Raw genomic sequence first — 24,326 nt, 5'->3', positions numbered from 1 at the left:
CATGAACTGCATGTCGCGGTATCGCCCGCATCATGTGCTGCGGGAGGAACGGGCGGACGGCACGGTGCTGCTGCGCTCGGGGTACGATCTGGGGCCGGTGGCCGAGCGGACGGGCGACTGGCTGCATCGCTGGGCTGAGGAGGCCCCCGACCGCGTGTTTCTGGCCGAGCGTCACGGCGCCGGCTGGCGGGAACTGACCTATCTGGAAACACTGCAGCAGGTGCGCGCCCTCGCCGCTGCGCTGCTGGGCCGCGGCATGGGGCCGGAGACGCCGATCATGGTGTTGTCGGGCAATGGCGTCGATCACGGTCTACTGGCGCTGGCGGGGCAGTATGCCGGCATCCCGGTGGTGCCGCTGGCCGAGCAGTATTCGCTGATCCACGGTGCCCACGGCCGGCTGCGCCACGCGATGGAACTGATCGGCCCGGCGATGGCCTATACCGTCGATGCCGACCACTATGCCGAGGCGCTGGCACTGGACGTCTTCGACGGGGTCGAGGTGGTGGCGAGCCGGCCGGGCAGCTCTGGCGCGACGCCGTTCTCCGATCTGCTGAAGGGCGATGGCAGCGCCGATGTCGATGCCGCCTTCGCCGCGCTTACCCCTGAGAGCGTCGTCAAGATCCTGATGACCTCCGGTTCCACCTCCAGCCCCAAGGGGGTGATGACCACCCACCGGATGATGTGCGCCAATCAGGCGATGATCGCCGATTCCCTGCCGTTCCTGCGCCAGCGGCCGCCGCGCATCGTCGACTGGTTGCCATGGAACCATGTGTTTGGTGGCTCGCATAACTTCAACATGATGCTGGCCAATGGCGGCTCGCTCTATATCGACGACGGCAAGCCGGTGAAGGGGCTGTTCGACCGCACGGTCGAAAACCTCGGGATGATTTCCGGCACCATGCTGTTCAACGTGCCGGTGGGCTTCTCCATGCTGCTCGACGCGCTGAAGTGCGATGGCGATCTGCGCAGGACGGTGCTGGGCGATCTCGACATGCTGTTCTATGCCGGCGCCTCGCTGCCGCAGGAAGTCTGGGCGGGCTATGAGCAGCTGACGCTGGAGACCTGCGGCGCGGTGCCGCTGATGACCTCTTCCTGGGGGCTGACGGAAACCGCGCCGGCCACCATGCTGCAGCAGGAGCCCACCGACCGCTCCGGCGTGGTCGGGGTGCCGATGACCGGGGTGACCGCAAAGCTGGTGCCCGAGGACGACGGCCGCTACGAGGTGCGGGTGAAGGGCCCGAACATCATGCCGGGCTATTTCCGGGCGCCGGAGAAGACGGCGGAGGCCTTCGACGACGAGGGGTACTTCATCACCGGCGACGCGATGAGCTTTCTGGTGCCGGAGGATCCCAACAAGGGCATGAAGTTCGAGGGGCGGATTTCCGAGGATTTCAAACTGACCTCGGGCACCTGGGTGCGGGCCGGCCAGCTGCGGCTGGACGTGCTGGCCTGTCTGGCGCCCTTGGCGCAGGACGTGGTGATCACCGGTGCCGACCGCGACGAGATCGGGGTGATGATCTTTCCCAACATGGCGGTGCTGGAGGGCGAGGGCTTCGATCCCGCCGACCGCGACGGCGCGGTGACCGATCCCAGGCTCCTGTCGGAGATTCACCGCTGCCTGGCGGAACGGGCGTTGTCGGTTTCCGGCAGTTCGTCCCGGATCGCACGGGCGATGGTGCTGTCCGAGCCGCCTTCGATGCCCGAGGGCGAGATGACCGCCAAGGGCAACCTGAACTTCCGCAAGGTGCTGAGCCGCCGCGCGGATCTGCTGGAGCGGCTCTATGCGCCGGAGGATCCATGTGTGACGCGGATCTGAGGGTGAGCCGCCGAAGCGCCACTCTTGCCCCGGGGCCAGCGGCCCCGGATCGGGCGCCGTCCTTGGGCCGGGCGCGCTCCGCTGACCGCACCGACCTGAGCCACGCGATGTTTTCCCATGTTTCGAGGACATAAATGATCGACCTGTCAAAAATCCGCGCCATCGACATCCATACCCATGCCGAGGAACCCTGCGGCTGTCATTCCGACGACGGCTATGACGACCTGCAGTCTACCATGGCCGGCTATTTCGGCGCGCCCTGGAAGCACCCGCCGACGATCCCCGAAACCGCGGCGCATTTCCGCGAACAGAACATCGCCGCGGTGATCTTTCCCGTCGATGCGGAGCGCGAGACCGGCTATCGCCGCTATTCCAACGACGAGGTGATCGAGCTGGTGAAAGCGAACAGCGACGTGCTGATCCCCTTCGCCTCGATCGACCCGTGGAAGGGCAAGATGGCGGTGCGCGAGGCGCGCCGGCTGATCGAGGATTACGGCATCAAGGGGTTCAAGTTTCACCCGACCATGCAGGGGTTCTTTCCCAATGACCGCATGGCCTACCCGTTTTACGAGGTGCTGGCCGAACACGGCTGCATCGCGCTGTTCCACACCGGCCAGACCGGCGTTGGTTCCGGCATGCCTGGCGGCAACGGCATGCGCCTGAAATACTCCAACCCGATGTATATGGACGACGTCGCGGTGGATTTTCCCGATCTCAAGATCATCCTCGCCCACCCGTCCTTTCCCTGGCAGGAAGAGGCGCTCAGCGTCGCCCAGCACAAGCCGAACGTCTATATCGACCTCTCCGGCTGGTCGCCGAAGTACTTCCCGCCGATCCTGGTGCGCTACTGCAACTCTATTCTGCGCAAGAAGGTGCTGTTCGGCTCGGACTGGCCGATGATCACGCCGGAACGCTGGCTGGCGGATTTCGAGAAGATCGCCATCAAGGACGAACTGCGCGAAGACATCATCAAGAACAACGCGGCCCGGCTTCTGGGGCTGATGTGATCGCGGGCTGAGACCTGCGCGATACTGACCGGCCCCTGCCGCACTGTCTCGCCGCCGCGCCGGCGGCGGGCGGGTCTGGGCCGGTCATCCTGGGAGGAGATGACCGATGAAACCCTTTGCCGCACCGCTTGACGATATCCTCTTCAGCCTGACCCATGTCGCCGGGGTCGATGCGCTGCCCGGCTGGGACGCAGAGATGGCGGCCGGGATCGGGGCGCATTTCGCCGCCTTCGCGGAGGGTGAGATCGCGCCGCTCGACGCCTCGGGCGATCTGCAGGGCTGCCGGCTGGAAAACGGCCGGGTGCGCATGCCCGACGGTTTCGCCGCGGCCTATCGCGCCTATGCCGACCAGGGCTGGCCGGGGCTGACCGCGCCGGAGGAGGCCGGCGGCCAGGGCATGGGGGCGCTGATGCTGGCGATCACCTCGGAAATCTTTTCTGGCGCCAATCATGCGCTGCAGATGGTGACGGGTCTGGTGCCCGGCGCGATTCGCACCCTCCAGCGCTTCGGCACCGAAGACCAGAAGGCCCGACATCTGCCCGGCCTGGCCTCCGGTGCGACGTTGGCGACCATGTGCCTGACCGAACCCGGGGCCGGTTCGGATCTGGCGCGGGTGCGTTGCCGGGCAGAGCCGGACGGCGCGGTCTGGCGCATCACCGGCGAGAAGATCTTCATCTCCGGCGGCGATCAGGACATGAGCCCGCGCATCCTGCATCTGGTCCTCGCCCGCACCTCCGACGACGGCATTCGGGGGTTGTCGCTGTTCCTCTGCTCGTCGGAGTGTGCCGACGGCAGTCGTAATGCCGTCGCCGTCACCCGGATCGAGGAGAAGATGGGGCTGCATGCCTCGCCGACCTGCCAGCTGGCCTTCGACGGGGCGGAGGCCGAGCTGATCGGGAGGGAGGGGCAGGGGCTGCGCGCCATGTTCACGATGATGAACCATGCCCGCGCCGATGTGGCGCTGCAGGGAGTGGCCCATGCGGCGCGGGCTCATGACGTCGCCGCCAGCTATGCCGCCGAGCGCAGCCAGGGCCGGCTGCCGGACGGGGCGTCGGCGCGGCTCGACCAGCATGCCGATGTGCGCCGGATGCTGGATGAGATCGACGCGCTGGCGCTGGGCGGGCGCGGCGTGGTGCATCTGGCCTATGCGGTGATGGAAGCGGGCGAGGATCCGGCGCTGGTGGAATTCCTGACGCCGGTGGCCAAGGTGCTGTGCACCGAGGGCGGCATGCGGGCGGCAGAACTGGGCACCCAGGTGCTGGGCGGCTATGGCTACCTGCGCGAATACCGGCTGGAGCAGACCTATCGCGATGCCCGTATCACCGCCATCTACGAGGGGGCCAACGGCATCCATGCGCGGATGCTGGCGACCCGGCTGCTGGGCGGGGCGGAGGCCGAGGCCTTCGACCGGTTCCTGACCGGAGAGGCGGTGGCGCAGGACGGGCTGCCGGCGCTCTGGCGGCGGGCGCGGGCGCATCTGCTCGGGCTGGCGGACCCGACGCCGCAGGCGCATGATTTCATGCAACTGACCGCGCTGGTGCTGCTGGACTGCATCTGGGCGCGGATTCTCTCCAGCGCCGGCCACCATGCCGATCCGGAACGGCTGATGCGGGTGGCGCGGGCTGCGGCCGATCGCGGCCGCTGTATCGCCCGGGCGCATGCCGCCTGCCTGGGCGTGTCGGTCTGACGGCTGGGCAACTGGCCTGTGTGAGCCCGGAAAACTGGCGCTATGGAAGGACTTGGCCCGCCCCTAGGGTCCGCGGAAACAACAGAGAGGTTTCCCATGTGTTCTGAAGGCGGATCGGCCCTGGCCACGGTCATGATCGAAAACGAACGGGTCAAGGTCACCGAATGGCGGTTCAAGGCGCGCGGTGCCAACACCGGCTGGCATCGGCATGAATACGACTATGTCGTGGTGCCGCTGTTCGACGGGTTTCTCGAAATCCACCTGCCGGGGGGCGAGGTGATCCAGTCGCCGGTGCAGAACGGGGTGCCCTATTTCAAACCGCTCGGGGCGGAGCATGACGTGATCAACCCCAATGAGTTCGAATGCGCCTTCGTCGAAATCGAGCTTCTGGAATCGCCACGCGCGGCAGAGTGATCCTGTGGGCCCCGCGCCTCCGGTCGCGGGGCGCGTGCGGCGTCACACGGCGAAGGGATCGGCGGGATAGCCGACCCGCGCCAGATAGAGCCCCTGCGGCGGACAGACCGGGCCGCAGGCGGCGCGGTCGCAGGCCTCGAGCGCGCTGCGCACATCCGCGGGCGCCCAGGCGCCGGCGCCGACCCGCTCCAGTGTGCCGACGAAGCTGCGCACCTGATTGTGCAGAAACGACCGGGCGCGGACGTGGAAATGGATTTCCGGGCCGGAGAAGCCGTCCACCGCCTCCACCCGCAGTTCGTCCAGCGTCTTCACCGGGCTCGCCGCCTGGCAGATCGAGCTGCGGAAGGTGGTGAAATCATGCCGCCCCAGCAACATGTCGGCGCCGGCCTGCATCGCCGCCACGTCGAGCGGATGCGACACCTGCCAGACCTGGCCCGCGTCATGCGTCGCCGGCGCCCGGCGGACCAGGATGCGGAACAGATACTGCCGCTCCACCGCTGAAAACCGCGCGTGCCAGTCGTCATCGACCCGGGCGGCGGCGACGATGGCCACCGGCTGCGGCTTGAGGTGGTAATTCAGCGCTTCCGACAGCCGGAAGGGATCCCAGTCCTTGACCAGATCGCAATGGGCCACCTGTCCCAGCCCGTGCACGCCGGCATCGGTGCGGCCGGCGGCGGCGATGGTATGGGGCCCCGGTTCCAGCCGGGCCAGCGCCTCTTCGATGGCGCCCTGAACCGAGGGCTGCTGCTTCTGCCTTTGCCAGCCGGCAAAGGGCGCCCCCTGATATTCGACTTTCAAAGCATAGCGTGGCATGGCCCGGGCAGTAGCGCGGCGCAGGCCCGCGGGCAAGAGCCGCTTGGCCCCGGCCGCCGCCGTGCCTATCTTGCAGGACAGGCAATCGGCAGGAGACAGGTTTGATCATTACCGATCTGGCGGATGAGGTCGCCCGCGGGGTGGATACCCTGGGCGGGCGGATCTCGGAAACCTTCTTCGAACCGGTGATCCGGCTGGGGGTGACCGGCCTTGCCCGCGCCGGCAAGACCGTCTTCATCACCTCGCTGGTGGCCAATCTGCTGGACCGGGGCCGGATGCCGGGGCTGGTGGCGGCGCAGGAGGGGCGGATCGAGGCCGCGTTTCTGCAGCCGCAGCCGCATGTCACCCTGCCGCGCTTCGATTATGAGACCCATCTGGCGGCGCTGACCGGGCCGGGGCCGCACTGGCCCGACGGCACCCGCACGATTTCCGAGCTTCGCCTGTCGCTGAGGGTGCGGCCCTCGGGGCTGCTGGCGGGGCTGCAGGGGCCGCGCACCGTGCATCTCGACATCGTCGATTACCCAGGGGAATGGCTGCTCGATCTGGCGCTTCTGGAGATGTCCTATCGCGACTGGGCGGAGGATGCGTTGAGCCGCCTGGCCCGACGTCCGGAGGCGCAGCCCTATCTGGATCAGGCCCGTGCCGCCGACCCGGACGCGGCGCTGGACGAACCGGTGGCGCAGGCGCTGGCCCGCAGCTTCACCGCCTATCTCGATACCGCGCGGGGCAGTGGCTCCTATGACTGCATCCCGCCGGGGCGGTTCCTGCTGCCGGGCGATTTGGCGGGCTCTCCGGTCCTGACCTTCGCGCCGATCCCGGAAGGCGCCGGCCGGCGCGGCAGTCTGCTGCGCGAGATGGAACGGCGGTTCGAGGCTTACAAGGCAAAGGTGGTCAAACCGTTCTTTCACGATCATTTCGCCCGGCTCGACCGGCAGGTTGTGCTGGTCGATGCGCTGGGGGCGATCCATGCCGGCCCGCAGGGGGTGGAGGATCTGCGCCGCGCGATGGAGGGCATCCTTGGCGCCTTCCGCCCCGGTCGCAACGCTTTCCTGTCCCGGCTCTGGCGCGGCAAGCGGGTCGACCGCATCCTGTTTGCCGCCACCAAGGCCGATCACCTGCATCATAGCCAGCACGGCCGTCTGACCGCGATCATGGAGGCGCTGACCCGCAGTGCCCGGGATCGCGCGCAATTCGCCGGGGCGGAGACGGCGGCGATGGCGATCGCCGCGCTGCGCGCCACCACCGAGGAGATGCGCGATCATGACGGGCGGGAACTGCCCTGCGTGCGCGGCCGGTTGCTGGAGGACGGACGGCAGGCCGCGTTCTATCCGGGAGAGCTGCCGGAGGATCCGGCGCGGCTGCTCGCCCCGGCGCGGCAGGGTGCGCGCGCCTGGCTGGGCGCCGATTACGGGCTGATGCGCTTTGCACCGGCGCCGCTGGTGCTGCACCCGGGCGACGGGCCGCCGCACATCCGTCTGGACCGCGCCGCGCAATTCCTGATCGGGGACCGGTTGTGAGCCTGTTCCTGCGCGCCGCCCGGCCGCTGGACGCCGGCAGGATGGGAGAGATCCTGCATCGCTTCCAGCGGGAGACCGACTGGATGCCCGATCACCACACCGGGGCGGAGGCGATCGCCCATTGCGATGCGATGATCCGCATGGGCTGGGTGACGGTGGCGGAGTATTCCGGCGCCGTGGTGGGGTTTCTCGCCCGGCACGGAGAGGAGATCTGCGCGCTCTACCTGGCGCCCGGGGCTCAAGGCAGCGGGGTGGCCGATCTGCTGATGGCGGAGGCCAAGGCGCGATCCCCCCGGCTGTGGCTGAGGGTGATCGCCGCCAACAACCGGGCGCATCGGTTCTACCTGCGGGCGGGGTTCGCCGAGGTGGCGCGCGGCGATGGCGCCGAGAACGATGAAAACCTGCCGGATATCACCATGATCTGGCAACAGGAGAGCGGGCGATGAGCAAGGGACCGGTGCTGTTCGATCTGGAAGAGAGCGGCGAGGCGCTGCCCGATGTGGCCGGGGCCGCGCCGGTGCCCGATCCCGATGCGCCGGGCCTGGACGGCGCGGCGATGCAGCGCGCGGCCCGGATCGCCGGGGCCCGGCCATCGCGGCTGGCACGCTGGTTCTGGGGATTGCTGAGCGGGGTTCTGGGCGCGGTGATCTCGGTCGCGGCCTGGGATTTCGTCTATCGGCTGATCGACCGGCTGCCGATCCTCGGCTGGGCGGTGGCGGCGCTGATCCTGGCGCTCTTGCTGGTGGTGGCACTGCTGGTGCTGCGCGAACTGGCCGCACTCGGCCGTCTGTCCCGGCTCGACGGAGTGCGGCGGCAGGCCGATGCCGCCCTGGCCGATGCCGATCTGGACGGCGCCCGCGCCGTCGCCGCCCGGCTGATCGCGCTCTATGCCGGGCGCGAGGACACCCGCTGGGGCCGCGCCCGGCTGGAGGAGCAGGTGGGCGAGCAGTTCGATGCCGCCGCCGTGCTGGAACTGGTGGAGGCAGAGGTGCTGGCCCCGCTCGACGCCCGCGCCGCGCGCGAGGTCGAGGCGGCGGCGCGGCAGGTGGCGACGGTGACCGCGCTGGTGCCGCTGGCGTTGGCCGATGTCGCCGCCGCGCTCACCGCCAATCTGCGGATGATCCGCCGGGTGGCGGAGGTCTATGGCGGCCGCGGCGGGTTCTTAGGCAGTTGGCGGCTGATGCGGGCGGTCTTCGGCCATCTGGTGGCCACCGGCGCGGTGGCGGTCGGTGACGATCTGCTGGAACCGCTGCTGGGGGGCTCGATCCTCAGCAAGCTGTCGCGCCGCTTCGGCGAGGGGCTGGTCAACGGTGCGCTCTCGGCCCGGGTCGGTGTCGCGGCGATGGAGGTCTGCCGGCCGCTGGCCTTCACCCCGCGCCACAGGCCGTCGGTTCGCGGCATGGTGAAGCGCGCACTGACCGGGCTGATCGGTCGCTAAGGGGGCTTGCCGGGTCTGTCGCCGTCGCTATCGTGGCGGCCAGAGGAGACCCGCCAGATGATCTTTTACGACTGTTCGACCGCCCCCAATCCGCGCCGGGCGCGGATGTTCATCGCCGAAAAGGGCCTGACCATCGATACCCGCGATATTTCCATCGCGAAGGGAGAGCAGCTGTCGCCGGCCTTTCTGAAGGTGAACCCGCGCGCCACCCTGCCGGTGCTGGTCACCGACGAGGGCACGGTGCTGGCCGAGAATCTCGGCATCGCCGCCTATCTCGAGGCCCGCTTCCCCGAACCGCCGCTGATGGGAGAGACGCCTGTTGAAAAGGGGCTGGTGATGATGTGGAACGCGCTGGTGGAACAGCAGGGCGGCATGCCGATCGCCGAGACATTCCGCAATTCCAACCGTCACATGCAGGGCCGTGCGATCCCGGGGCCGGAGGATTTCGACCAGATCCCGGAACTGGCGGAACGCGGCCGCACCCGGGTTGCGATCTTCTTCGACATGATCGAGGAGCGGCTCAGTCACAGCGCCTATCTCGCCGGCGACCGTTTTACCCTGGCCGATATCACCGGCTTCGTCTTCATCGACTTCGCCCGCGTCATCAAGACCCGTATCCCGGAGGAGAATACCGCCACCCGGGCCTGGTTCGACGCCATCGCAGCCCGCCCCAGCGCGGCGCTGTGACCGGGATCGCGGGTTGGCAAGATGCGGCCGGGAGGGGCGATGCCTGCCTTCTGGCGGTCATCGGGGAATGCCCCTCCCTGGCCGCGGATGTCACCCACCCCCGTGACCAGGAGGTCGTGCGGTTCCGTGAGTGGGGGTGAACCGGGGATGGGTGACGGTGGCGATAAACGCCACTTGGTCATACGCAGGCGGGACGGGGTTCCGTCGCTCGATTTCGAAGTTTTTTCGGAAAACTTTTCAAGTCTCTGATTTTCGGGGTAAACTCTTTCTGAACACCCGCGTGGAGGCGTCCGGTTCCGGTCGATGAACGCCACGGGGGAGGGAGGCGCCGGGCTGACAAAGACCCCGTCGATTGTTCGGGAGGAAAGGACAATCGCACGGGCGCGCCGGTTTTGTCGGGGCAGTATTGTCGTTTCCCGGCGGTCGCAGCGGCGCGTGCGAATTTCCTTGCGTGATGATTTGACCTTACGGAAGATTTGGAAAACAAGGGGCGAGCCACCTCAATCGGTTCGAGGGAGCGGAGTTTGCAAGTGCGATTGGCCAGATTCAGGATATCGGCGGGCCCGCTTCTGGCGGTTCTGGCGGCCTGTATCACGATGCTGGCCGGTCCCGGCTCGGGCGGGGCGGAACTCGATCCGATGGATGCGCCGCTGGAGCGGGTGCAATTCTCTGGCTCCGACACGTTGCGCGGGCTGGTGGCGAAATACCTGCATGATCCTGATCTGTGGCCGGTGGTTCTGGCGCTGAATAACATCGCCTCGCCCGCCGATCTGTTGCCGGGGACCGAGCTGTCGCTGCCGGTGCGGCAGGTGATGGCGGCGGATCACGCGCTGCTTGCGGCGCTGCAGGAAATCCAGAAGGCCAATGCCGAAGGCGCCCGCATCTTCGCCCCGACCGAGATCGGGCAGGCCATCGACAACCGCGACGATGCAATCTCGCGCCGGGAGCAGGGCGAATGGCGGCAGGTGGTGAACCTGGCCGGCGTCGCCTCGGATTTCGCGCGGGAGGCGCTGGCGATCTCGGTGGCGCAGCGCGACCGGTCGGCCGAGGCGGTGGTCTCGGACGTGCAGGGGCAGGTCGAGGGGCGGACGCCGTCGGAGCAGAGCTGGTCGGGCCGGTTGCTGAACGACATTCTGGTGGAGTTCGAAAAGCTGCGGACGCTGTCGAATTCGACCACTCAGGTCACCTTCCGTGACCTCAGCCGGCTGCGGCTGAACCCGAATTCCAACGCCACCATTCAGCGCATGCGCTCGGACCCGCTGACCGGCACCGAGGTGACCAAAGTGTCGCTGGCGGAGGGGGATTTCTATGCGCTGCTGAACCAGCTGTCGGGCAAGACCGAATTCGAGATCGAGGTGCCAGGGATCGAGACCACCACCAGCTCGGCCGACTTCTGGATCAAGAACGACAAGAGCGGGGCGCGTTTCGTCAATTACGATGCGCCGGGGCTGCAGATCGCCCGCAATGGCGAAAATCTGACCGTGGGCCAGAACGAGGGCGTGGTGCTGACCACCGCCGGGGCGCAGCGGGCCGAGGTGCTGCCCGGTCCGGTGCTGAACGCGCCGGCGCCGGGGGCGATCCTCTATACCGCGGAGGCGCCGCTGAGCTGGGCGCCGCTGGACGCGGCCCGTGGCTACTGGCTGGAGATCGCGGCCGATCCGGGGTTCAACGAAATGCAGCTCTCGGAATGGGGCATCGGTGAACCGTCCTTCACCGCCATCGGGCTGGAGCCTGGCCGGTATCACTGGCGGATCGCGGCGCTGGATGCGCTGGGGCTGCCCGGAGCCTGGAGCCTGCCGCGCGATTTCACTCTGCGGGTCGATACCACGCCGCCGTTCCTGGCGCTGATGTCGCCGGCGGCGGACAGTCTGGTTACCACCCCGACGGTGGAGGTGCTGGGGGCCTCCGAGATGGAGGCGACGGTGGCGCTGAACGGCGCACCGCTGGAACTGGGGGCAGACGGGTCGTTCCTGTCCAGCCTGTCGCTGGCACCGGGCCCGAACCGGATCGAGGTGGCTGCGGTTGACCCGGCCGGCAACCGCAGCCAGCGCAGCCTGACAGTGACCTACCGGCCGGCGGCGGAGGTGCGGATCGTGCTCGCGGGCAGCCTGCCCCGGGTCGGCACGGCGCTGGCGACGCGCACCGATATGCTGACGGTGACCGGCACCGCTACGGCGGAGGAGGGCGCGGCCATCGTGGTGCGTGACGACAGCGGCACGGAGGTTCTGCGCAGTCAGGTCGGGCCCGCCGGGGCGCTGACCTTCTCGGTGCCGGCGGAAGAGGCGCTGCGCGGCTATGTGATCGAGGTTCTGGCCCCCGGCGGCACGGTCGAGGGGCAACAGGAATTCTCGGTGATCCGCGACGGCACCGCGCCGGAGATTCGCCTGGACATGCCGCCGCCGCGGGTGACTTCGGATGAGGTGCTGCAGCTGAGCGGCAGCGCCGGCGATGCGGTGCGGCTGGATCTGAACGGGGCCGAGCTACCCCTGGCTGACGGGCGTTTCACCGTCACCACCGAACTGGTGCCGGGCGAAAACGGGCTGGAACTGGTGGCCCAGGACGCGGTGGGCAATGTCGGGGTCACCCGGCTCAGCAGTTTTCTCGATCTCGATCCGCCGGAGGTCGTGCGGGTCGATCTGGGCCGTCAGGGGGCCAATGGCCCCATCGAGCTGACGGTGGAGGCGCGCGATGCCAGCGGCTTGCGGCAGGCGGCGCCCTTCATCCTCGCCATCGACGGCGAGGAGGTGCAGGGCTTTTTGCGCTGCGACAGCGACACCGGCCTGTGTCGCGCCAGCCTGCCGCCGCAGCCCGGCGCGCTGGAGCTGATCGAAGTGGTGATCGAAGACTACGCCGGCAACGCGGCATACGAATAGGACAGATGGACCAGGCCGGGCGCCCTGGCGGCGGCGGTCAACGGAGGATGACATATGCGTAAGGCACGGAACTGGACGGTGGCACTGCTGGGGCTGGCTCTGCTGACCGATCCGGCCGCCCTCTCCGCCCAGACCGGGGCGTCCCGCGCCGAAGACGGGTTGCTGGTGGTCTATGGCCATCGCGCTGCTACCCGCGAGGGGGATGTCGACCATCGCGAGCAGATTTTCTTCAGCCTGCCGGCGGATCTGGCCGACCGCGTCTATCTTCGGATCTACGATCCCGAGGTCGGCGGCGCGGGGGATTTCACCTATGGCGGCAGCGGCGATTCGGAAACCACCTTCCGGCTGTTCGGGGGCGATGGTGCCTTTTCCGCGGCGGAGCGGCCGCAGCCCGTCACCGATGGCGCCCGCGCCGAGCGGTATCCGTTCGAGCCGGTCACCGGACCCGGCCAGCTGATCCGTGAGAAGACCTGGGGCAACGACAAGGCCACCGATGGCCGCTGGGTGACGCTGACCGCGCTGCGCGCCCGCCAGGGCGAGGTGATCGGCGACCGGGCCTATTTCCGGCTGGACGTGCAAGGCACCGCAGGCAACGACGGCAACGGCTATTCGCTGTCGGTCAGCCTGCTGCGCGACCGCGACCGTGCCCCCGAGGGGCTGGAGATGTTCGCCTATCGCCCGACGGTACGCTGGGCCGCCGGCAATCCGCCGACGCAGGTGAAGTTCACCGGCCCGGGCAAGGGCACCCTGACGGTGCAGAGCTTTGACGGCGCCAATGGCGATCTGGCTCTGGTCACTGATTTCGCCGATCTGCCAATGCGCAATTCGGGCCAGGATTACTGGACCTCCGACAGTGTCGAGACCGATGAGACCAATCTGGCGCTGAACCTGCAGGGCGGGTTCGAGACGCCGAACGATGTGACCATGGCGGTTTTCGACGCCGAGGGCCGGGCGCTGCCGCTGCAGATGCCGCCGGTGCGGGCGCCGCAGCCGGGCCGCCCGGTGATTGCCGCCACGGCGCGGCCGCTGGCCGACTGCCGTTCCGTGGCCTTCGATGCCAGCGGCACCACCGGGCTGACGCCACTGTCCTACCTGTGGCAGTTCGGCGATGGCAGCCGCTCGACCGATCCGGTGATCGCGCATCGCTATGACGGGCCGGGCCGCTATACCGCCCGGCTGGAAGTGGTGGAACCCGGCAGCCGTCCGGGCCGTGGCGCGGCGGTGGACCTGCCGGTGCATGTGCGCGACGCGCCGATCGCGGTGGCGGGCGGCGATGTGGTGGTGGCGCCGGGGCAGCCGCTCGATTTCGACGGCAGCGGCTCGCAGCCCTCCGACAGTCCGATCGTGCGCTATCGCTGGAGCTTCGGCGATGGGGCCCAGGCCGAAGGTGCGCGGGCGCAGCACAGCTATGAGACGCCGGGCCAGTTCCGCGCCGTTCTGCGGGTCGAGGATGACAGTAACCATCCCTGCAACTTCGGGGTGGAGACCCGCCGGGTCGTCGTCAACTTCCCCCCGGTGGCCGAGGCCGGCGCCGATCAGCAGGCGGTTATCGGCGGCCCGGTCAGCGTCAGCGCCGGGGCCAGCTATGATGTCGACGGGTTGATCGATGCCTATGTCTGGGACATGGGCGACGGCACCGTGCTGCAAGGGCAGACCGTCACCCACGCCTATCAGACCCCGGGCCGGTTCGACGTGGTGCTGACCGTCATCGACGACAGCGGGGTCGCTAATAATCAGGCGCAGGACCGGTTGCGGGTGGCGGTCAATGCCCCGCCCCAGCCGGTGTTTGCCCCGCCGGAGCGGCCGCTGTCGGTTTCCGAGGCGGTGACGCTGGATGCGACGGCGTCCAGCGACGCCGATGGTCATATCCTGTCCTATATCTGGGATTTCGGCGATGGCGCCACCGGTGAGGGCCAGAAGGTCACCTATGCCTGGACCCGGCCGGGGAATTTCAACGTCACACTGACGGTGATCGACGACAGCGGCACCGCCTCGGCACTGCAGAGCAGCTCTCAGGTGGTGCGGGTCGATGCGGCGCCGACGGCGGATGCCGGCCCGGATCAATATGTCACCGCCAGTGTGGTGCAGTTCGACGGCGGCGGCTCCAGCGATCCGGATGGCAAGGTCACCGGCTGGTCCTGGGATTTCGGAGATGGCACCACGGCGAGCGGCCAGCAGGTGTCGCATGCCTATGCCAAGCCCGGCAGCTATGAGGTGGCGCTGAGGGTGCATGACGACAGCGGCGCGCCGCTGAACGTCGACCGCGACACCCTGCGGGTGGTGATCAACGCCAGCCCGATCGCCGATGCCGGCCCGGCCCAGGTGGTGGCGCCGGGCACCGACTTCGTGCTGTCGGGCGGCGCCTCGGTCGATCCGGACGGGCAGATCGGCCGCTATGTCTGGCAGTTTCCCGATGGCAGCACCGCCGAGGGCGTCCGAGTGTCGCACCGGCTGCAGGAGCCCGGGCTCTATCGGATCGGGCTGACCGTGGCGGATGATTTCCGCGGCGGCGCGGCGCAGGACGATGCCGAGGTGCTGATCACCGTCAACGCGCCGCCGGTGGCGGTGGCCGGACCGGACCTGCTGATCGCGCCGGGCGACAGCGTGCGGTTCGACGCCAGCCAGTCGTATGACCCGGATGGAACGCTGACCGGCTGGCGCTGGCAGTTCGACGATCTCGGCGCGCCGCTGGATGCGCCGCAGGTCGAACGCGCCTATGTGGTGCCTGGCGTGTGGTCGGCGCAGCTGGTGGTCACCGACGATAGCGGCGTGCTGAACGCCACCGCCAGCGATGATGTGACGATCCGGGTGAACCACGCCCCCACCGCCGAGGCCGGGGCGCCGATCGTGACGGAATCGCTCTATGTCGCCTTCGATGGCAGCCAATCGGCGGACGCCGATGGCGACGCGTTGATCCATCGCTGGGATTTCGGCGATGGCAGCGCCCCGGTCTTCGGCGAGACGGCAACGCATGTCTATGAGAAACCCGGGCTCTATCCGGTGACGCTGCAGGTCGATGACGGAACCGGGCTGTCCAATGCGCGGGCAATCGACTCCACCACCGTGCGGATCAAGGCGCGGCCGGTGGCAGATGCCGGCGGCAACCGCGATATCTGTTCCGGCCAGCCGATCCTGTTCGATGCCTCCGCCAGCAGCGATCCCGATGGCGGGTTGCTGCGCTACGACTGGGACTTCGGCGATGGAAGCAGCTCCGACCTGATCAATCCGAACAAGACCTATGAGCGACCCGGCGTCTTTCCGGTCACTCTCAGGGTGCGCAACGAAAGCGGTACCGACTATGGCACCGATATGGACCGGATCGCGGTTCTGGTGCGCGAAGGGCCGCTGGCCGATGCCGGCCCCGATCTCAGGGTCTGCGCCAACAGCCAGCTGCGGTTCGACGGTTCTGGCTCGACCGATGCGGACGGGGCGGTGAACGCCTTTAGCTGGACCTATGGCGATGGCGGCACCGGCAGCGGTGAGACGCCGACCCATGTTTTCACCCGGCCGGGCACCTATACCGTGACCCTGACGATCACCGGAGACGCCCGGGGCAGCTGCAGCCCGCTCGATTCCGATACCGCCGAGGTGGTGGTGCTGCCGGCGCCAGCGCTGGAAATCTCTGCCCCGGCCCGTGCCGCGGCCGGGGTTGAGACCGCCCTGACCGCCACGCTGAGCGGCATCGACAGCGGTGTCGCCGGCGCGCTGATCTGGGACTTTGGCGATGGCACCACGGCGGAGAGCGCCGAGGTGCGCCACAGCTGGACCGAGCCCGGCGCCTATCTGGTGACGCTGCGGGCCGAGCTGGAGGGCGGTGACAGCGCCTGCGGCAGCCAGCAGACGGTCCACCGGGTGGTGGTGAATGCGCCGCCGGTGCCGGCCTTCACCGGCCCCGAGGTGCTGGCGCCGGGTCAGGCGGTGCGCTTCGATGCCGGCGGGTCGCGCGACAGCGATGGCGCCATCGTCGGCTATGACTGGGACTTCGGCGATGGCGCCAGCGCCAGCGGCGTGGTGGCGGAGCACCGGTTCGAGACTGCCGGGACCTATGACGTGCGCCTGACTGTGCGCGACGAGGCCGGGGTGTCGAACAGCGCTGTGAGCCTCAGCCGCCGGGTGACGGTGCGTCCGGTGCCGGTGGCCGATCTGGCAGCGCCGCCGGCGGTCTGTCCGGGGCAGCCGGTGGACTGGACTGTCGCCGCCGGGGCGGATGTCGCGGCGCGCTGGGTGTTCGGCGACGGCCAGCAGCTGAGCGGGGCAGAGGTGCGCCACCAGTTCGACCGCCCGGGCCTGTTCCCGGTGCATGTAACGCTGGACGATGGCGCTGGCCTGATCTCCAGCCGCAGCAGTCAGGAGGTCTATGCCCGGGTCAATGCGGCGCCGCTGGCGCTGGCGGGGCCCGACCGGGTGGTCTGCCCGGGCGATACCGTGGTCTTCGATGCCGGCCCCTCCACCGACCCGGACGGCACGTTGACCGGATTCGACTGGCAGTTCAGCGACGGGGTGACATTGCAGGGCCGCCGGGTGGAGCGGGTCTTCGACAGCCCCGCGGCGGTGCGGGTGCAGCTGACGGTGACCGACGACAGCGGCGCGGCGGGATGCAACATCGGCAGCGACACCGCGGCTATTCTGGTCAATGCGCCGCCGCGGGTCGATGCCGGCCCGGACCGGCAGGTGCCGGTGGGCGGCGCGCATGACGATCTGCTGTTCGATGCCACCGGCGCCAGCGATCCCGATGGCCAGGGCCTGCGGCTGAGCTGGAGCTTTGGCGATGGCGCCACCGCCACCGGCGCGCTGGTGCGCCACGGCTATGCGGCGCCCGGCAGCTATACCGTGACGGTGGAGGCGCTCGATACCTCCGGGCTGGCCTGCGGCGTGACCCGTGACACGGCGCTTGTGGAGGCGGTGGCGCGGGGCCAATAATCGCGCATGCGATTCCCTCTGCGTCTCAAGTTCTTCGTTTTCGCCGCGCTGCTGGCCGTGGCGCCGCTTGTCCTGGTCGGGCAGAACCTGACCCGGCTGACCCGGGACGAGCTGAAGAGCGCCGCGAACGAGGATCTGGCCACTGTGGCCTCGGAACTGCGGGCGGCTTTCGACACCACTTTCGAGGGCCGCTGGCTGACGCCGCTCAGAGTGATCCGCAACGGCATCGACAGTGCTGACCTCGGGGTGCAGCAGAAGGTCTCGCTGCTGACGCTGGGGCTGGAGCAGGTGCCGCAGGTGGTGGCGCTGCAGCTGTCGGTCGAGGGGTCGGACCTGCCGATCCTGGTCACCAACGAAGGATTTGCACAGCATCTGTCGGAGGCCGGGCTGGACCCGGTGGCGGTGCTGTCGACCAGGCCCGACCTGATCCGAGCGATCGCCGCCACTGGCCAGTACGGCCGCCCGGTGGTGAGCCGGATCCCGGAGACCGACGACTGGATCGCCACCCTGGCGGTGCCGCTGACCAGCAAGATCGCCGGGCGGCAGGTGACGATGGCGGCGAAGATCGACCTGTCGATCCTGGGCGATATGGTGCGGCGTCATCCCTTCGCCCAGCGGGGCGAGATCTCGATCATCGATCAGGCCGGGCGGCGGGTGCTGAGCGATGCGCCGGCGCTGCTGACCGACCGCGACATCGTTGCCACCGCGCAGCCGCTGATCATGGCCGGCGCCCGCGCCGAGGCGCTGGAGCCCTATGTGCGTCCCGATGGCACCGCGATGCTGGGTGCCTATGCCTTTCCGGACTGGTTCCCCTGGGCGGTGATCACCGAGCTGAGCGAGGAGAGCGCCTATGCCGTGGTCAACGCGATCACCCGCCGCATCCTGATCGTCGGCCTGGTCGGCTTCGTCATTGCCGGCATGGGGGCGGTGATCTTCGCCCGCCAGCTGACCCTGCCGATCCTCAAGATCGGCGCGGTGGCCGAACAGGTCGGGGAGGGGGATTTCTCCGCACGGGTCGAAGGGGTGCGGGCGCGCGACGAGATCGGAGATCTGGCGCGGCGCTTCAACCGGATGATCGGCGAGCTGGGGGAACGGCTGGAGTTGATGAAATTCGTCTCACGCGGGACGGTCTCCGCCATCCAGAGCGCCGATGAGCAGGGCATGCACCGGGGCGGCACGCGGCGGCGGGTATCGGTCATCTTCACCGATATCCGCGGCTATACCGAGTTTTCCGAACGGGTGCCGCCGGAAGTGGTGATCGAGGCGCTGAACAGCTATTTCGACGTGCAGACCGATATCGTCGAGCGCCACGGCGGCGATGTCGACAAATTCGTCGGCGACGCGCTGGTGGCGGTGTTCGACGGCGAGGAGATGGAGCTGCGCGCCACCGCCTGCGCGCTGGAGATCACCGAGGCGATGGAGCGGATGCTGGACAAATTCCCCGAATACAATCTGCATGTGGGGATCGGCGTCGCCTCGGGCGAGGTGGTGATGGGCGCCACCGGGGCCCGGTCGCGGATGGATTTCACCGTGCTGGGATCGACCGTCAACCTGTCCTCGCGGCTTTGTTCCAAGGCGGCGCCGGGGCAGGCGCTGATCGATCAGGCGACGCGGGAGGCGGCAGAGGGGCTGCTGGGCGTCGATTTCGCGCCGCTGGAGCCGGTGACGCTGAAGGGCTATGCGCAGCCGGTGCCGGTCTATTCGCTGCGGCGGCAGGCCGTTGCCGAAGCCTGAGCCGGCGGTCATATGAAGGGCGGGCGAAGGCCTCCGCCTCCCTGCAAGGCGGCTTGTCGGTAGGTCTAGGACCGGGGGGGGACGCGAGCGGCGCCGGGCGCGGGGGATCAGACCGCGAATTCGGCCCAGGCCCAGATCATTGCCACATAGGTGAACTGATGCAGTGCCTGATCGACGCCAGAGGCGCGCCAGAAGGCGGGCTTGAACGGGTCGAGCTGTTTCTGATCGCATTGCCGGGCTTTCCAGAAGTCGATGTGGAAATGCAGGATCCATTCGAGGATCACGATGACGACGATGAAAGGCAGCGGCGCGCCGACCAGCAGAAACGCGATGACCGAGCCGAGCGCGTGCACGCCGGCGTGTTCGGCCCGGCCCAGGTGCAGATACTGGCCACGTCCCGACAGCATTCGCGGCGTCTGCAGGAAATAGTCGGCAAACATATGCTTGATCTGCAGCAGGCAGAGCAGGATCAGAAGTGTGCCGATAGGTGCGGTCAAAGCGGATCTCCGGTCAGAGTCGGGGGAAGCTTACGAATTTAGATGCCACCCTGCAATTGTTTGCATGCCCGGCCTTGTGATCGGCGCGAATGCCGGCCGCGGCATGGCTTGTCACGTGGGCAGGTGCCGCCTATCGTAGCGGAACGCCATGACCGTTCCGCCCGCCGCCAGGGGATCCCGACCATAGAACCGTCTCTCTTCCGCTTCATCTGGAAGTATTCGAAGCGCGATCAGCTGATCTTGCTGGTGGTGACAGCGACGCTGTTCCCGATGCTCTATCTGACGCTGGAACTGCCCAAGCGGATCATCAACGACGCCATCGGCTCGCAGAGCAAGACGATCACCTATTGGGGCGTGACCTTCGATCAGGTGCCTTTCCTCGGGCTGCTTTGCCTGGGCTTTCTGGTGGCGGTTCTGGCGCATGGTCTGCTGAAGATGCGGATCAACACCATGAAGGGGGTGTTGTCGGAACGCATGCTGCGGCGGTTCCGCTATCAGCTGATCGCCCGGGTGCTGCGCTTCCCCCAGCCCTATTTCGAACGGGTCAGCCAGGGCGAACTGGTGTCGATGATCACCGCCGAGAGCGAGCCGATGGGCGGGCTGATGGGCGATGCGATCAGTCAGCCGGTGCTGCAGGCCGGCCAGATGATCACCATCCTGGGCTTTCTGTTCCTGCAGAGCTTCTGGTTCGGGGTGGCCGCGGTGGCGATGATCCCGCTGCAGGCCTGGCTGATCCCCAAGCTGCAGCGGCAGATCAACCAGTTGAACAAGACCCGGATCAAGGAGGTCCGCACCCTGGCCGCGGCGATCGGCGAAAGTGCGGCCGGCGCCAGCACGCTCCGGGTCAACGGCGGCTGGCGCTATCGGATGTCGGCGATCACCGAACAGCTGGGCCGGCTGTACGACATCCGCTTCGAGATCTACCAGAAGAAGTTCTTCATGAAGTTTCTCAACAACTTCATCGGCCAGCTTACGCCGTTCTTCTTCTATTCGGTGGGCGGTCTTCTGGTGATCCAGGGCGCGGTGTCGCTGGGGGCGCTGGTGGCGGCGCTGGCGGCCTACAAGGATTTGTCGAGCCCGTGGAAGGAACTCCTGACCTATTACAACCAGACCCAGGACATGTCGCTGCGCTGGGAGGTGATCACCGAGCGGTTCGCCCCCGCCGGCATGGTCGAGGAACGGCTGTTCGATGGAGAGCCGGAGAGCCTGCCGCATCTGGACGGCGATATCCGGCTGGACGGGGTGACGGTGCGCGATGCCGACGGCAACATGGTGCTGGAGGATCTGACCGCGACGCTGGCCTCCGGCACCACCATCGGTATCGCCGCGCCGAGCGAGGAGGACCGCCGGGCATTGGCCGAGCTGCTGACCCGGGAGCTCCTACCCAGCGGTGGCCATCTGCGGATCGGCGATCTGGATCTGAGCGGCCTGCATCAGGCGGTGATCGCCACCCGGATCGGTCTGGCCAGCGCCCGGCCGGTGATGTTCCAGGGCAGCTTCGGCGACAACGTCCTGATGCCGGTGCGGCAGCGGCCGCATGGGGAAGGGCAGGACGCACCGCATGCGGCCGAGGCGCTGCGGGCCGGCAACAGCCCCGATCCCTTCGATGCCAACTGGCTGGATCCGGGACTGGCGGGCTGTGACAGCCCCGAGGCGCTGCGGGCCTGGTGGCTGGAGCTGTTGCGCGGCATGGGCGCGGCCGAGGCGATGTTCCAGCGCGGGCTGGATCAGAAGTTTGACGAGGCGGAGCATCCACAGCTGGCGGCGCGGCTGGTGGAGCTGCGTTCCAAGGTGCAGGCGGCGGTGGAAGAGGCCGGACTGGGCGCGCATGTCTACCTCTGTCGTCGCGACCGCTATAACGCGGCGCTGCCGGTGGGGGAAAACCTGCTGTTCGCGACCCCGCGCCGCCCGGTGACGGCAGAGCTGCTGCCGGCACAAAGCGGGTTCATGGGCCAGCTGCGCCAGCTCGGGTTGGATGAGACGCTGGTCGAACTGACCCGCGACGTGATCGACATGCTGCGGCGGATCTTCGGCATCGACGGCACTGACCATCCGCTGTTCCGCAAGCTGGGGATCGACAGCCAGACCTATGAAACCGCGCTGGATCTGGTGGAAAAGACCCGCGACGCCGGCGCCGCCGCGCTGAGCGAGCAGGAAATGGCGCTGTTCCTGATGGTGCCGTTCCGGATTTCGGCGGAACAGATCGGCCCGGCCTTCTCCGATGAGCTGAAGGCGCGCATCCTGGAGCTTCGCGCCAGCCATGCGCCGGAGCTGTTGCAGAGCCTGGGGGATCTGTTCGTGCCGCTGTCGCGGGATGCCTTCGCCCCCGGTTTCACGGTGCTGGAAAACGCTCTTTTCGGCAAGATTTCCGATGCCGCCGGCAGCCGCGGCGACGAACTGCGCAAGATCATCGCCCGGGTGCTGGCCGACAATGGCGCCCAGGATTTGGTGATCGAGCTGATCTATGATCTGCCGATCGCCATCGGCGGCCAGAACCTGCCGGGGATCTATGCCGAACCGCTGGCCTTCAGCCGCGCAACGATCAAGAAACCCGATATCCTGATCCTGGATCAGATCTTCGCTTCGACCGATGCGGCGACGCTGGCACCGATGCTGCGCAACCTGCGCGCGCTGCTGCCGCAGACGACGATGATCTGCCTGGCCGACCGGTTCGAGGACGACGGGATTTTCGACAGTTTCTTCGAACTGCGGCAGGGCCGTATCGTCAGCGAGGGCGCCGGAGAGGGGGCCGATCAGGACAGCGGCGCCAGCGCCGACCTGGCCCGCAAGCTCAGGGCGCTGGAGCAGACGCCGCTGTTCTCCGGGCTGAACCGCAAGCAGCTGCGGCTGCTGGCCTTCGGTGCGCGCTGGTATCATGCCGGCGCGGGCGAGGTGATCTTCCTCAAGGGCGACCAGCCCAAGGATGGTGCCTATATGGTGATCGAGGGGGAGGCCGGGCTCTATCTGCCGCGGGAGGGGGGCGAGAGCCGGCTGATCAGCCGCGTCGGTCCCGGCACGCTGGTGGGCGAGCTGGGCCTGATCCGCAAGGTGCCCCGCGCGCTGTCGATGGTGGCGGAGACAGAGCTAACCTGCCTGCGGATCGGCGAGGAGGAATTCCTCGCCGTGGTCGAAAACGACGCCGCCACAGCGTTCAAGCTGTTGCAGGTGGTGGCCGGATACGTGTCGAGCTGAGGGACGCGACGGGGATGCCCAAGCGGGCTCAGCCTGCCGGGGTCAGCAGCTGGGCAGGCCGGTCTTGGGATCGCCGCAGAAAAGGGTGTAGAGCAGCTCGATCATCTGTTCGGTGTTCTCGTCGGCGAGGGAATAATAGATCGTCTTGCCGTCGCGCCGGGTGGTGACCAGCCCTTCGTCCCGCAGCCGGGCCAGCATCTGGCTCACGGCCGCCTGACGGATGTTCAGCAGCGCCTCCAGCTCCCCCACCGACTTCTCACCGGTGCCGAGATGACACAGGATCATCAGCCGCCCCTCGTGCGCGAGCGTCTTGAGGAACGCAGCCGCATCGCTGGCGCGTTCGGCCATGTCGCTGGGCGTTTCGGGAGGCAGTTTGGTGATGGTCTGAGTGGTCAAGAGGAGGAGTGCCCTAAATCGTGTGTCAGTGACATAATGCCTCAATTCTTAACGTCAAGTCACGCCCATGTTATGCTCCCGTCCCGCTTGCTTCGGGAACTGTGGCCGGGGCGCCGCCCTGAAAGGCGTTTCCGTTGACATAGTCGCAGGGGGCCTCCTGCATCTGCAGGTGGAGCCCGTCGCCGCGATAGGGATGGGCGCGGGCCAGGTCCTCGTCCACCTCGATCCCCAGACCGGGGCCGTCGGGGGGCGTGATGAATCCGCCCTCGACCCGCAGGCTGCCCTTGATCAGCGCGTCATGGAACGGGGTTTCGATGGTCTCGCACATCAGCAGATTGGGGATCGCGGTGGCCAGCTGGACATTGGCGGCCCATTCGACCGGCCCGGCATAGAGATGCGGCGCCATCTGGGCGTTATACGCCTCGGCGAGGGCGGCGACCTTCTTCATCTCCCAGATACCTCCGGCGCGGCCCAGAGCGGGTTGCAGGATGTCGGCGGCGCCGGCGCGCAGCAGCGCGGCGAACTCGGCCTTGGTGGTCAGCCGCTCGCCGGTGGCGACGGGGATGCGCACGGCCCGCGCCACACGGGCCATCTCCTCGGCATTGTCGGGTGGGACCGGTTCTTCGAACCAGAGCGGGGCATAGGGTTCCAGGGCCTGACCCAGACGGATGGCGCCAGCGGTGGAGAATTGCCCGTGGGTGCCGAACAGCAGATCTGCCCGATCGCCGACGGCCGCGCGGATCGCTTTGCAGAAGGCCACCGACTGGGCGATATCCGTCATCGCCGGCATGTGGCCGCCACGGATGGTATAGGGGCCGGCGGGATCGAACTTCACCGCCGTATAGCCGCGCGCGACGCAATCGGCCGCGGCCTCGGCCGCCTGATCGGGAGAGGTCCAGAACCCGGTCAAGTCATGCTGCGCCAGCGGGTAGAGATAGGTGTAGGCGCGGATGCGGTCGTTCATCCGGCCGCCGATCAGCGCATGGATCGGGCGGTCACGGTGCTTGCCCAGGATGTCCCAGCAGGCGATCTCCAGCCCGGAAAAGGCGCCCATCACCGTCAGGTCGGGGCGTTGGGTGAAGCCGGCGGAATAGGCGCGGCGGAACATCAGCTCGATATTTTCGGGGTTTTCCCCCTCCATGTGGCGGCCAAAGACGTCGCGGATCACATGGGTCATCGCCTCGGGTCCGACACTGGCGGCATAGCATTCGCCCCAGCCGGTGATGCCACTGTCGGTGGTCAGCTTGACCAGAATCCAATAGCGCCCGCCCCAGCCCGGCGCGGGCGGGGCGGTGATGATGATATCGAGATCGGTCAGGCGCATGGGGGGCTCCT

The 24,326-nt window shown here is 68.0% G+C and carries 16 protein-coding genes; 12 read left to right on the top strand and 4 right to left on the bottom strand.

From position 1 onward, the window contains the following. The first annotated feature begins 1 nt into the window (after window position 1). The 4 genes from QO033_RS05910 to QO033_RS05895 all read left to right on the top strand — a co-directional run bounded on the left by QO033_RS05910 (window position 2) and on the right by QO033_RS05895 (window position 4,924). Window positions 2-1,816, top strand: coding sequence for a feruloyl-CoA synthase (locus QO033_RS05910; RefSeq protein WP_284480019.1), 1,815 nt, complete (start codon window positions 2-4; stop codon window positions 1,814-1,816). Window positions 1,817-1,950: 134 nt separating this feature from the next. Then, window positions 1,951-2,823, top strand: a complete 873-nt coding sequence (locus QO033_RS05905; protein ID WP_284480018.1) for an amidohydrolase family protein — start codon at window positions 1,951-1,953, stop codon at window positions 2,821-2,823. Window positions 2,824-2,929: 106 nt separating this feature from the next. Beyond that, window positions 2,930-4,510, top strand: coding sequence for an acyl-CoA dehydrogenase family protein (locus tag QO033_RS05900; RefSeq protein WP_284480017.1), 1,581 nt, complete (start codon window positions 2,930-2,932; stop codon window positions 4,508-4,510). A gap of 96 nt (window positions 4,511-4,606) precedes the next feature. Continuing rightward, entirely contained in the window at window positions 4,607-4,924 is a 318-nt protein-coding gene (locus tag QO033_RS05895) for a cupin domain-containing protein (protein ID WP_284480016.1), read from the top strand. Window positions 4,925-4,966: 42 nt separating this feature from the next. Here the strand turns inward: QO033_RS05895 and truA are convergent, their stop codons facing one another. After that, window positions 4,967-5,737 (bottom strand): tRNA pseudouridine(38-40) synthase TruA, encoded by a 771-nt coding sequence (gene truA, locus QO033_RS05890; protein WP_284480015.1) that lies wholly within the window; start codon window positions 5,735-5,737, stop codon window positions 4,967-4,969. A gap of 101 nt (window positions 5,738-5,838) precedes the next feature. Here truA and QO033_RS05885 point away from each other — a divergent pair, with 101 nt between their 5' ends. The 7 genes from QO033_RS05885 to QO033_RS05855 all read left to right on the top strand — a co-directional run bounded on the left by QO033_RS05885 (window position 5,839) and on the right by QO033_RS05855 (window position 18,906). Next, entirely contained in the window at window positions 5,839-7,254 is a 1,416-nt protein-coding gene (locus QO033_RS05885) for a YcjX family GTP-binding protein (RefSeq protein ID WP_284480014.1), read from the top strand. After that, window positions 7,251-7,700: a GNAT family N-acetyltransferase gene (locus tag QO033_RS05880; RefSeq protein ID WP_284480013.1), complete on the top strand. Its 450-nt coding sequence runs from the start codon at window positions 7,251-7,253 to the stop codon at window positions 7,698-7,700. The genes QO033_RS05885 and QO033_RS05880 overlap by 4 nt, the downstream gene beginning before the upstream one ends. Further along, window positions 7,697-8,692, top strand: a complete 996-nt coding sequence (locus QO033_RS05875; protein ID WP_284480012.1) for a YcjF family protein — start codon at window positions 7,697-7,699, stop codon at window positions 8,690-8,692. Before QO033_RS05880 ends, QO033_RS05875 begins: the two co-directional genes overlap by 4 nt. Window positions 8,693-8,749: 57 nt before the next feature. Continuing rightward, window positions 8,750-9,379: a glutathione S-transferase family protein gene (locus QO033_RS05870; protein WP_284480011.1), complete on the top strand. Its 630-nt coding sequence runs from the start codon at window positions 8,750-8,752 to the stop codon at window positions 9,377-9,379. A 530-nt stretch (window positions 9,380-9,909) separates the two neighbouring features. After that, window positions 9,910-12,252, top strand: a complete 2,343-nt coding sequence (locus QO033_RS05865) for a FecR domain-containing protein (RefSeq protein ID WP_284480010.1) — start codon at window positions 9,910-9,912, stop codon at window positions 12,250-12,252. A 54-nt stretch (window positions 12,253-12,306) separates the two neighbouring features. Then, window positions 12,307-17,172 (top strand): PKD domain-containing protein, encoded by a 4,866-nt coding sequence (locus QO033_RS05860; protein ID WP_284480009.1) that lies wholly within the window; start codon window positions 12,307-12,309, stop codon window positions 17,170-17,172. A 6-nt stretch (window positions 17,173-17,178) separates the two neighbouring features. After that, complete coding sequence (locus QO033_RS05855) at window positions 17,179-18,906, top strand: adenylate/guanylate cyclase domain-containing protein (protein WP_284480008.1); 1,728 nt, start codon at window positions 17,179-17,181, stop codon at window positions 18,904-18,906. Between the two features lie 107 nt (window positions 18,907-19,013). Here QO033_RS05855 and QO033_RS05850 read toward each other — a convergent pair whose 3' ends face one another. Then, a complete protein-coding gene (locus tag QO033_RS05850; protein WP_284480007.1) occupies window positions 19,014-19,403 on the bottom strand; it encodes a DUF3307 domain-containing protein in 390 nt (129 codons plus the stop codon). Between the two features lie 42 nt (window positions 19,404-19,445). On the opposite strand from QO033_RS05850, the gene QO033_RS05845 reads away from it, so the two are divergent. Next, entirely contained in the window at window positions 19,446-22,595 is a 3,150-nt protein-coding gene (locus QO033_RS05845) for an ABC transporter transmembrane domain-containing protein (protein ID WP_407682093.1), read from the top strand. A gap of 42 nt (window positions 22,596-22,637) precedes the next feature. On the opposite strand, the gene QO033_RS05840 is transcribed toward QO033_RS05845, so the two are convergent. Both QO033_RS05840 and QO033_RS05835 read right to left on the bottom strand, forming a co-directional pair. Continuing rightward, on the bottom strand, window positions 22,638-22,943 hold the full coding sequence (locus QO033_RS05840; RefSeq protein ID WP_284480102.1) for an ArsR/SmtB family transcription factor: 306 nt from the start codon (window positions 22,941-22,943) through the stop codon (window positions 22,638-22,640). 118 nt (window positions 22,944-23,061) lie between these two features. Further along, entirely contained in the window at window positions 23,062-24,315 is a 1,254-nt protein-coding gene (locus QO033_RS05835; protein ID WP_284480006.1) for a mandelate racemase/muconate lactonizing enzyme family protein, read from the bottom strand. Between the last annotated feature and the right edge of the window lie 11 nt (window positions 24,316-24,326).

It is taken from the genome of Pseudodonghicola flavimaris, from assembly GCF_030164425.1.
Lineage (GTDB): Bacteria > Pseudomonadota > Alphaproteobacteria > Rhodobacterales > Rhodobacteraceae > Pseudodonghicola > Pseudodonghicola flavimaris.
Note: the sequence above shows the minus strand (reverse complement) of the source record. Positions and strands in the feature narration are given on the sequence as shown.

Coding starts and splice junctions, on each gene's coding strand:
- QO033_RS05875 (WP_284480012.1), top strand. CDS start 7,697: ATGAGCAAGGGACCGGTGCTGTTCGATCTGGAAGAGAGCGGCGAGGCG.
- QO033_RS05860 (WP_284480009.1), top strand. CDS start 12,307: ATGCGTAAGGCACGGAACTGGACGGTGGCACTGCTGGGGCTGGCTCTG.
- QO033_RS05855 (WP_284480008.1), top strand. CDS start 17,179: ATGCGATTCCCTCTGCGTCTCAAGTTCTTCGTTTTCGCCGCGCTGCTG.
- QO033_RS05870 (WP_284480011.1), top strand. CDS start 8,750: ATGATCTTTTACGACTGTTCGACCGCCCCCAATCCGCGCCGGGCGCGG.
- QO033_RS05900 (WP_284480017.1), top strand. CDS start 2,930: ATGAAACCCTTTGCCGCACCGCTTGACGATATCCTCTTCAGCCTGACC.
- QO033_RS05840 (WP_284480102.1), bottom strand. CDS start 22,943: ATGGCCGAACGCGCCAGCGATGCGGCTGCGTTCCTCAAGACGCTCGCG.
- QO033_RS05905 (WP_284480018.1), top strand. CDS start 1,951: ATGATCGACCTGTCAAAAATCCGCGCCATCGACATCCATACCCATGCC.
- QO033_RS05835 (WP_284480006.1), bottom strand. CDS start 24,315: ATGCGCCTGACCGATCTCGATATCATCATCACCGCCCCGCCCGCGCCG.
- QO033_RS05910 (WP_284480019.1), top strand. CDS start 2: ATGAACTGCATGTCGCGGTATCGCCCGCATCATGTGCTGCGGGAGGAA.
- truA (WP_284480015.1), bottom strand. CDS start 5,737: ATGCCACGCTATGCTTTGAAAGTCGAATATCAGGGGGCGCCCTTTGCC.
- QO033_RS05895 (WP_284480016.1), top strand. CDS start 4,607: ATGTGTTCTGAAGGCGGATCGGCCCTGGCCACGGTCATGATCGAAAAC.
- QO033_RS05845 (WP_407682093.1), top strand. CDS start 19,446: ATGCCACCCTGCAATTGTTTGCATGCCCGGCCTTGTGATCGGCGCGAA.